The sequence below is a fragment of the Microbispora sp. GKU 823 genome (assembly GCF_002027145.1).
In the GTDB taxonomy this organism is placed as follows: Bacteria; Actinomycetota; Actinomycetes; order Streptosporangiales; family Streptosporangiaceae; genus Microbispora; species Microbispora siamensis.
On record NZ_MWJN01000103.1, the window covers coordinates 22,446 to 32,738 of the forward strand.

The window sequence follows — 10,293 nt, forward strand, 5'->3', positions numbered from 1 at the left end:
AGCCAAGCCGCCGCGTACCACCTCATCGAATCTCCGGCCGGAGAACAAGAGGCCAGGCTCGCGGCACATCTGACCGACGTCACACATTGCGTCGCCCTGTGCTTTGCGCAACAGATGCTGGCCTCCGAGCAGTGGACACACCCTGCCGATCAGGACCGGACAATGTCCGACCTGCTGGCGTTGGCGCGAAACACTCCAACGACGGCTCCTCAGATAGAGGATGAACCAGATGGGACACAAGCCGGGAAATCCCGAGTCGCGAGCCCAGGAGATCGAGGAGAAAGCACGGAAGGAGGCGGATGAATTTATTAGAGCCGCACATATCAACACGCAGGAATGTGGCGGCGGAGAGGAAGGGGGTTACGTCCAAGGCAGTCGAGGGCCAGAACCACGCGAAGGCCAAGAGCAATCAGGCAATGACGACTACAGTCTGCCGGACACGCAGGGCACACAAGAGGACACTGCCCAAAGTGACAGCCCGCAGTCGACCTCCAGCTCGCGGCCGACCTCCGGAGACGCCCCCGGCACGCAACCGCGAGCCAGATGGCAGGCGTGATGTGGATCCTGGGTTCACCGCGCCGGTCCTGGGGGATGGGGGTGATCTGGATCCGGGGTTCACCAAGCCGGCCCCCGGCGATGGGCGCGACATGGACCCGGGCGCCACTGAGTCCACCCCTGGTGGTGGGCGTGACGTGGACCAGGGTGCCACTGAGCGTGTCCCCGGCGATGGGCGTGACGCGGGCCCAGGCGTCACGGAGTCCACCCCTGGCTATGAATGGAGTTTGCCGGGCGGCGACACCAGTGTGGCTCCTGGGGCGGGGCCGGACCGCCAGGGCGCTTTGACATCCTCCTCCGAGGCGAAAGAGGCCATGCCCACCGCATCGGACCAAAGTGTGCTGAACCTCGCCTTCTCCCTGGACGTACCCACCTCCTCATACGGCTCGAACATGGCCGACGCCTCCAAGGAAAACCCGCCCGCGAAAGACTCCGTGATTATCCGCGCCTCGGAGGTAGGAGACCAAGGAAAACTGATCACCGTTGAGAACGGAGAGCAGGTTTCGATACGAAGCGCAGACATGGGTGACGGGACCAGAACCATAACAATCTCGATCTTTTCTCATCCAGAACAAGAGATCCAGATTCGCGTATCCACGGATCTCAAAGACTCTGCGCACATCAGCATCACGGTTACTCCTGACGCCAACGGCGGCGGGACCGTCCAGATAAGTCACCCGCAAGATATCGGTGTCGGCATTACGCCGAGTGGTGGGTGGAATTCTGTCGAAAATGTCACGCCGCCCCTTGCGGGCGCCGGCAGCGGGCCGCCGGTTCCGGGTTCACCGGGGCAAGGACACCAGCAAAAGCCGCCTCAACAGACCTCTGGCAAGCAAGAGCCGCCTCAACACGCCCCTGGCAACGCAGCGCCCGCCTCTCCTTCCCCTGTCGGCGCGCCCAAGCCCTCGGCCGAGAATCAGCCCGGCGCCGAGGCGAAGGACAACCGGACGGATGTCCAAATCAAGAGCCCCGGACAACACCCGGCGAACGCGGACCGTACGCAAAAGCCTCCAGGACAGCAGGAACCAGCCAAGCCGCCAGAGCAGCGGGCTCCCGAGCAGCCGCCGCTCGTGCGGGTGCGGGTCGACCAGGAGGGGATGTCTGAGGATTACCGCCGCGCCCTCAATCGGGAGCTGATGAAGGCGGGCCTGAACCCCATGCAACGCGGCGACTGGAAACCGACCGAGTTCGACCGGCAGGCGGATCACAACAAGGCTTTTAAGCCGATTTATGACAAAAACACTGGCGACCTGATCGGCTACCGCTACCAGTCGCAAGGCTTTTGGCGCATCCACGACCGCGACGGAAACGTCGTCGGCTCGGGCGAGAAGCCGCTGGAGGAGCCGCCCGTCGACCCGATCGACTTCGTCACCTTCGACGGCGGGTTCGTCGAGAAAGTTGGGGAAAAACTCACCCGGTTCGCCGCCAAGGCAGCGGCCAAGGATATGGGCAAGGTCGTCGCAAAAGAGGCCGCCACGGTCGCCGAGGAAAAACTTGGGGCCGCGGCTGCGGAGCGCGCAGCCGAGGGCGCCAGGAAAGAGATGGCGGCCGGACTGCGCGAGGGCATCACCCCGCCACCGCCCGGCGGCAGGCAATCGGGGCCGACGAAGGCGGCGGTCGAGGGGGCAGGGAAAGCACTCGAAAAAGCGGAGCGGCAGGTGGTGAAGGCCTCCACACTCCCGGAATATTCGTCGAAGCGGTCGTTCATGAGTGCGATGCGCAAGCGCTTGCTGGAGCTTCGAAAGTCTGGCAGGCCCAGCCGTCTCGACTTCCTGCTCGACAGCGAGGGCAATTGGCAGAAGGGCTCGCTCACCGCCAAGTCCGGACGCACCTACCGGGGCCGGTACGCGATGGTCGATGAGGCGGAGCCGCAAATCGTCCAGGCCGGTCACCTGCAGTCGGAGACCTATGCGAAGGCGGTGGGCAAGCGCGAGTACTTGATGTTGGAAGACGCCGACCTCAACGTGGAGATCTCCGGCAGGATGATCGAGGGGAAGGGCGCGTATGCCAGCAAGCCCGCGGTCTTGATCGACGACATCCCGGTGGATGTGCCGACGGCGGAGCTCTATGAATCCCATGGGCTGCTGCCTGCCGGCACCGTGCATTCCGCCGTGCTCGTCGAGCCGCCGGAGTTCTGAGAGCACGTTCACTGCCCCGCGAGTCGGCGGCACAATGAGCCATTTTCATCTTGACCAGCGGTGGTCTTCGACGGCTTGCAGGACGAGGATGGCCTGCACGATCGGGGTGGCGCGGTGAGGGCAGCAGCGGGGCTTTGAGCGCGTACCTGCTCGGCGGTGGGCTGGTCGAAGATGGTGCGGACCAGGGTCGCCACCCACGGCTGAGCCGATTTGGGCACGGTCGTGAGCAAATTCCGCAGGTAGTAGGTCCGGCACCATTGCCAGGACGCGCCCGGCAGGGTGGACCCGATCGCCTCGACCAGCCCGAGATGGGCATCAGAGATGACCAGCTGCACCCCCGACAGGCCGCGGGCGACCAGGCCACGCAGGAACGCCAGCCAGCCGGCGCCGTCCTCGCGTGAGGTGACCTCCAGCCCGAGGATCTCCCGCTGTCCGTTGGCGTTCACGCCGGTGGCGACCAGGGCGTGCACGTTGACCGTGCGCCCGCCCTCGCGGACCTTCTGGGTGAGGGCGTCCAGCCAGACGAAGGTGTACGGGCCGCCGTCCAAGGGCCGGGTGCGGAAGGCCTCCACCTGCTCATCCAGCACCTTGGCCATCTGCGAGACCTGGCTTTTGGAGATGCCGGTGATGCCGAGCTGCTCGACCAGCTTGTCCACCCGCCGCGTCGACACGCCCAGCAGATAGCAGGTGGCCACCACGCTGATGAGAGCCTGCTCGGCCCGGCGACGCCGTTCCAGCAGCCAGTCGGGGAAGTACGACCCCCGCCGCAGCTTGGGTATGTCCAGATCGACCGTGCCGGCCCGGGTGTCCCAGGCGCGGGTGCGGTAACCGTTGCGCAGGTTGGTCCGCTCGCTGCTGCGCTCGCCGTAGGAGGCGCCGCACAAGCTGTCGGCCTCGGCCGACATCAACGCCTCGGCCATGGTCTTCACCATGGATCGCAACAGATCCGGGTCACCGGCCTCGATCTGCTTCGCCAGCCAGGCGCCAGGGTCCACACTGTCGTTCACGCCATCGCTTTGGTTCTCCTTCGATCTTGACTTGCGATCACGAAGGATCACGCGACGGCCGTCCTCATTTCACGACCCATCACCGCTCCCTTCGGAGGATGGGTCACGTGCGGCACCTACCGATGTTTCGTCGATGATCAGGAGAAGGTCGCGCATAAATCCGCGATAGTGGTGCGCTCCAGCGTCAGCGCGGCGGGAGCGGCGATCCACCGCCCCCGCCGCGTTAACGGGTCAGCGGCGGTTGAGGTTCTGCATCCACTCCCGCAGCTCGCGCGCCTGCCGCGCGAGCTCGGAACGCGCCGCAGCGTCGCCGGAGGCCTTGTCGTTCGCCAGGTCGACGATCGAGTTCAGCGCCGGGATGGCGGTGGTGTAGTTGGTTGCCAGGTAGCTGTCCCGCGCGATGTCCAGGGCGGCACCGGCGGCGTCCGCGGCGTCCGCGGTCAGCAGCCCGGCCGCTCGGTCGGCCTCGATCAGCAGGCTGGTCTCGCGGTAGGACGAGCAGTTGGCGCCCTTGCGGTCGGCGGTCGTCTCGATCCCGCCGAGGATGATCTGCATGAACGAGTCGTCGTAGTACTGCGTCCGGAAGTGGCCGAGGATGTTCGAGAACGCCTTGCCACCGTCCCAGTTCTGGCACCACGCGATCGGGTGGTCGCCGTTCATCAGCCGCAGCGGGTTGGTGGCCGCGTTGCCGCTGTTGAGGCTGCGCTGGTAGCTGTCCTCGTTGAGGCTCAGCAGCGTGTGCACGTCGGCCCGCATGTTGCGGTCGAAGTTGTAGAGCTCGTCGACCGTCATCCACCGGTCAGGGAGATGCGCGGTCGCCGGGTGCGTGTTGTCCTCGGTCACCACCTCGGTGTGGATGCAGCTGCCGCACTGGCCGAACCCGTTCTGGCCGTTCGGATGGTTGGTGAAGAACCCACCGACGAGGTCGCCGTACCACGGCCAGGTGCCGATCTCGAACGAGTCGGCGGCGCCGTGGATGCCGACATAGCCGCCGCCCTGGTGCATGTAGGCCTCGAAGTTCGGCTGCTCGGTGATCGGATTGAGCGGGCCCGGGTGCCCGACGTTGGACTCGAAGACGATCGTGTCGTACTGCTTGAGCGTGTCGAGGCTCAGGAACGGGCTCGTGGGCAGCGTGACGGTCGGGAGTTGCGGGTCGTAGACGTCGACGTTGAAGTTGTGCGCGATGCCGAGCTTCTGGATCGCGGCCACGGTGTGCGGGATGTGGTCGTGCCGGAAGCCCGTCGTCTTGGAGAAGACCAGGACGTTGTAGTCGGCGTCCGGGTTGTGCGGGAGCGGGGCGAGCACCGGGTCCGGGATGAACTTCGGGCCCTCCGCGGGCTCAGACTCGAGGCCCGTCGCGGGCTCCGGCGCGAGCCGGCCGTTGAGCTGGTCGATCAGGTAACGCGCATCGCCCACGAGTGTGCTGCGGGCCGAGCCGGGCGCGATCCGGTCGCCGGCGATCGAGACGAACTCGTTCAGGACCTGGCTCGCGCGCTTGGCCGAACCGGCGTCGGCGAGCGCCTTCGCCTGGTCGAGCTTGGCTTGGAGCGCCGCGCCGACCTCCGCCGGGACGCTGCCGGCGGTCACGAACCGGGCGATCAGCGTGCCGACGTCCGCGAACGATGTCGTCACGATGAACGTCTGTGTGTACTTCGCGCTGTTGGAAGCAGCGTCAGAGAGATGCACCGCGAGCGTGTGCACGCCGAGCGACAGGTCGGAGGTCTGCACCGGCAACGGCGGGACCAGCTTGCCGTCGAGGTACATGTTCAGCACAGCCACTCCGCCCGAGCCGGGGGCGGGGTCCGTGCGCGTCGGGATAAGTGTGGCGACGTGACCGACGTGACCGTCGGTGATCGCCGGGTACGATGCAGCCGGCGCGCGCGTGTCGATCCGGACCGAGATCGAGCGGAACGCCGCGACGTTTCCGGCCGTGTCGACCGCGCGGTACCGGACGCTGGTGTTGCCCTCCTGCGTGATCACCGCCGACGCCGTGGCCGACGCCGGCGCCCCCTCGACGGGCACGTCGATGTAGGCGGCGCCGCCGTTGAGCGAGTACTGGAACTTGGCGATGCCGACGTCGTCGGTCGCCGACACGTTCAGCGTCACCGGGCCGGTGTACCAGTTGTTCTGGCCGGTCGGCGCAGAGGGCGACAGCGTCGCCACGTTGATCGTCGGCGGTGTCGTTTCCTGTGCCCACGACGGTGCCGCGGGGATGAGTGCGGCCGCCGTCAGGAAGGCGGCCACTGCCGATGTGCGAAATCTTCTCCGCATGAGTGTCTTCTCTCTTGCCGCTATACGGGCGGGCTCGCTAGGTGCCGATGCCCGTGCCGACGAACTCGGCCCAGTTGAGGTTGAATAGGTTGCCGCCCGTGGCGCCACCCGTGACCGAGCGGAACACCAGGAACAGCTCATGCGTCCCGGACATCGAGACCGGGAACGTCTGGCTCGTCCAGGTTCCCGTCCCGCCGGTGGACACGAGGTTGGCCGTCGTCAGGATCGGCCCGGTGATCGAGTCCTGACGGACCTCGATTGCCGCCAGCGGCGACCCGGGCGTGCGGCCGTTCGCCGCGTCCGCCACGCGGAACGTGATCGAATCGATGTTGGTCAGGTTGAATGGGCCGTTGAGCTGGAGCCAGTCGCCCGAGCCCAGGCTGCCGCGGTGCACGCCGGCGCCGCCGTCGGTGTTGGTCGCCGTGTTGGTGCCGGACTGGTTGACGACGAACTCCACCTCCTGGTGCTTCTGGCGGATCTGGTGCTGGCCGGTCGTGGTCAGCTGTGGGACGCCGCCCGGACCGCCGTGGTCGGTGTAGCGCGCCTGGACCACGCCGAGGACGGTGCCGCCGTGTGAGACGTCGTCGGCCTCCGTGTGGAGCACGCCCGAGCAGCCGTTGACGGACTCCTCTGCGTGGCCGTGCGCGTCGTGGCCGAGCACGAACGTCACCTGCACCTCGGAGCAATTCACCGTCCCGTCCTCGGGGTCGGTGACCGTGACCGAGAACGGGATGTCGTCGCCGAACGCGAACGTCCCGCCCTCCACCGGCGTATTGACGACCACCGTCGGGCTCGTGTTGCCCACGGTGATCACGGTGCTGGTCGAGGTTTGCTTGCCGGACGAGTCGAGCACGGTCAGCACGGCCGTGTAGCGGCCGGACTGCGTGTAGGTGTGTGTCGGGTTTGGGTCGGTCTCGATCGCCGAGCCGTCGCCGAAGTTCCACTCGTAGCGGATCGAGTCGCCGGGATCCTCATCCAGTGAGCCGGCGCTGGAGAAGTTCACGGTCAGCGGCGTTGAGCCGTCGGTGCGGTCCGTGGTGAGCACGGCCTTCGGCGCGCGCTTGCCCTTGACGTACTCCCACTTGTACATGCCCGCGTCGGGGCTGATGACGTTGAACCCGTTGCCGTAGGTCAGCAGGTAGAACGCGCCGTCTGAACCGAACTGCAAGTCCATCGGGTTGTCGCACTCGAACCGGAACCTGCCTGCCCCGGCGTTCGCACGGCTGCCGCAATCCAGGAAGTTGTTGATCTTCTGGACGTGGTTGTTCTGCTTGTCGAGCTTGACCTCGCGCAGCGTGTCCTGCGTCCACTCGCTGATGATCACCGAGTCGTCGTAGTACGGCGGGAACTTGTGAGGGTTCGGGTTCTCCGGGTCGTAGTGGTACTTCGTGACCCCGTGCGGACCGACGCCGCCGGTGTAGAGCTCGGGGAACAGCCGCGGGCATTCGGTCGTCGAGCCGGGCGCGATCGGGCCCGGGGTCGGCGCGTAGTAGGCCTCGCACGGGGTGCCGAGCGGCGCGTTCGTGTTGTTGTCGCGGTAGGAGTACCAGATGTCCGGGTCGGTGACCGGCGGGACGTCCCTCAGGCCCGGCTCGACCGTCGGACCGCCCTCAATGTTCCACAGCGAGTCGTTGCGCTGCGTCGGCCCGTCGCAGTCGAACTTCTGAGGCGGGTTGTTCAGCGGCGTGCCCGCGGTGGTGGTGCCGGGCGCGAACTCGTGGAAGTTCCACTGGTAGTGCGCGAGGTCGCGCTTGTAGCACGTCGGCCAGCCGTAGTTGGACGGCTTGCGCACGATCTCGTAGCGGCCGGTGCCCGCCGGGCCGTGCGAGCGCTGCGGTGTCTGGGCGTCGGGCGAGTAGTCGCCGATGTAGGCCACGTCGTTCTCGTCGACCTGGATCCGGAACGGGTTGCGGAAACCCATCGCGTAGACCTCCGGCCGCGTCTTGTCCTGCGGCGCGCCCGCGACCAGCGGGAACAAGTTGCCCGACGGGATCGAGTAGGCGCCCGTGCCGGAGCCGAAGTCGGCCTTGTTGGCGTCGGCGGCGGAGATGTTGCCGTCCTTGACCTTGATCCGCAGGATCTTGCCGCGCAGGTCGTTGGTGTTCAGCGCGCTGCGGCGCGAGTCACCGGTGAGCCGCTGATACCAGCCGCCCGCCTGCGCCGTGTTGGTGGCGATCGCCGGCGTGGTGGTGCCGGTCAGGCCGGCGCCGTCGGCGGTGATCTGCGGCTGATCGGACTGCTGCTTGCCGCGGCGGAAGAACACGTTGACGTTCGACGTGTTGACCGGGCCGCCGCTGGTCTGGATCTCATCCGCCTCGATGTTCGAGAGCGCCTCGAGCGCCGCGTCGATCGCATTGCGGTCGGCGTTCCACGCGATCGGCTCCGTCGTCTGGCCCTCGAAGGTCAGCGTGAACGTGCCGCCCGTCGCGTTGGTGACGCGCACGGTCTGCTGCTCGTCGGTCTTCTGCGAGTTGTACGGCCCGTAGCCGCCGCCGTTGATGCCGCCCGCGGGCGTGTCATCGCCGGTGACCATCCAGAGGTTGCCGTGCTTGTCGAAGTCGATGTCGCCCCCGACGTGGCAGCACTCCTGGCGGTTGACCGGCACGCGCATGATCTGCTGCTCGGAGCCCATGTCGAGGTGCGCCGGCGTGCTGTCGGTGGCGTCGACGAACTTGAAGCGGCTGAGCTGGAAATAGCCCACGTACGGATCCCACGCGGTCTTGGACGCCGCCACGTCCGGCGGGGTGGTGTTCGGCGTGATCTGGGTGACGACCGATCCGTCGCTCAGCTTGACGTCGGTGACCTCCTTCGGCGAGTAGTAGAGGTAGACCCACTTGTTGGTCGCGAAGTTGGCGTCGACCGCCGGGCCATAGAGCCCGTCCTCGCCCGCGGAGTAGATCTGCTGCGTCATCGGCAGGCTCGGATCGGCGAAGTTGGCGACGACCGTGGTGACGCCCGTGGTCGAGTCGTGCATGCGCAGCGAGCCGAGGCGGTCCGTCTGCAGAATGCGGCCGTCCGGCAGCTGGTCGAAGCCGATCGGCTCCTGCAGGTTCGGCGGCGAGCCGATCTTCGTCTGCTGGTAGTTGGCCAGCACGGTCGCGCCGCAATCGCTGTAGACCGGGTCGGCCTGGCCCGCGGCCCAGCCGATCGCGCCCTTGAGGTGCTTGGTGAGGCCGGCGTCGAAGCTCGCGGCCGTGTTGCCCAGGCTGGTGTAGAACGAGCGGCCGCCCTGGAAGTCCTTACACCACGAGACCGGGTGATCGGCGCCCATCGTGCCCCCGGCGATCCCGTCGAGGTTGGCGCCCTGCGGCTGCGGCCCGAACGGGTCCTCGACGACGGTGTCGAGGACGTGTGACACACCGCGGACGTTCTTCGTGAAGTTGTACCAGTTGTCGGTCCGCGACCAGATCTGCGGCAGATCCTTGGTCGCGTCGTGGACGCGGTCGGCGACCTTCACGTCACCCGATTGCACGTCGGTCCTGCTGGACGCACGCGTCCCCAGGATGTCAGTCAGGAACGACCAGGACTCGTCGGTCTCGACCGCCGAGCCGACGCCGACGAAGCCGCCGCCGTCGCGGAAGTAGCTCTCGAAGTTCGCGCGTTGCGCGTCCGTGAGCGGGCTCGCGTGACCCGTGTCCAAGAACACGACCGCGCGGTACTGCTCCAGCTTCTTCTTCGTGAAATGGTCGCCCACGTCAGCGGGCTCGGGCGCCACGACCGTGAAATGACCGGTTCTGGCCGCATCCCGGATCGCGGCCAGGCCGGCCGACGACACCGCGTCCTGGGTGCTGCGCACCACGAGCACCTTGAAGCCGGCGTCTGGTGGTGCGGCCTTGGCGGCAGGCGCGGACGGCTGCAGCAGCGCCGGTGCAGCGACGAAAGCGGGCTCAGCCGCCGTGGGGGCCTCGGCGCTCACCGGCGTCGCGAGGAGCGTGATGAAAGGGGCGATGAGGGCTAAGGCCATCGTGGTCGCGGTGCGACGTCTCGGGCGTCGTCCGTTTTCTGGCAGGGCTGCGTCGAGCAGCCTGGCCCACGTTCGATGACGTGGAGACATGAAAAACCCTTCCTGACCGGGGGGACGTCAGGCAAGGCGCGCGCCGCCGCGCTTGTTGCCGCTTGTTGGCGTTGGTTGCGGATACGGGGGGTTGCTGGAGAGGTGCCGCCTCCAGGTCTGTGGGGGCCGTCAGTAGGCTGTCGGCCGGGGTAGTGAATCCATGATCGTGGTCGGGTCGTCGGTGATCCGGTTGACCACCATGCTCGCGGCGCCGCGGGACGCGGCGCCGAAGCCGAGCGTCGAGGCGACGAATCGGCACTGGGCCGCG

General features: G+C 67.1%; 3 protein-coding genes and 2 pseudogenes. 1 reads left to right on the top strand and 4 read right to left on the bottom strand.

Going from position 1 to position 10,293, the window contains the following annotated elements:
- Positions 1-869 precede the first annotated feature (869 nt).
- The gene (locus B1L11_RS45975; RefSeq protein ID WP_179155482.1) at positions 870-2,693 is read left to right on the top strand and encodes a polymorphic toxin type 5 domain-containing protein; all 1,824 of its coding nucleotides are present in this window, start codon (positions 870-872) and stop codon (positions 2,691-2,693) included.
- 45 nt (positions 2,694-2,738) lie between these two features.
- On the opposite strand, the pseudogene B1L11_RS52800 reads toward B1L11_RS45975, so the two are convergent.
- The 4 genes and pseudogenes from B1L11_RS52800 to B1L11_RS36020 all read right to left on the bottom strand — a co-directional run.
- Positions 2,739-2,831 (bottom strand): annotated as a pseudogene (locus B1L11_RS52800) (IS5/IS1182 family transposase); the annotation flags it as partial.
- Positions 2,828-3,700, bottom strand: a pseudogene (locus B1L11_RS36010) (IS256 family transposase); the annotation flags it as partial. The pseudogenes B1L11_RS36010 and B1L11_RS52800, both read right to left, overlap by 4 nt.
- A 231-nt stretch (positions 3,701-3,931) precedes the next feature.
- A complete protein-coding gene (locus tag B1L11_RS36015) occupies positions 3,932-5,944 on the bottom strand; it encodes a ThuA domain-containing protein (protein ID WP_143737785.1) in 2,013 nt (670 codons plus the stop codon).
- A gap of 64 nt (positions 5,945-6,008) precedes the next feature.
- Positions 6,009-9,935, bottom strand: a complete 3,927-nt coding sequence (locus tag B1L11_RS36020; RefSeq protein WP_179155484.1) for a ThuA domain-containing protein — start codon at positions 9,933-9,935, stop codon at positions 6,009-6,011.
- Positions 9,936-10,293 lie beyond the last annotated feature (358 nt).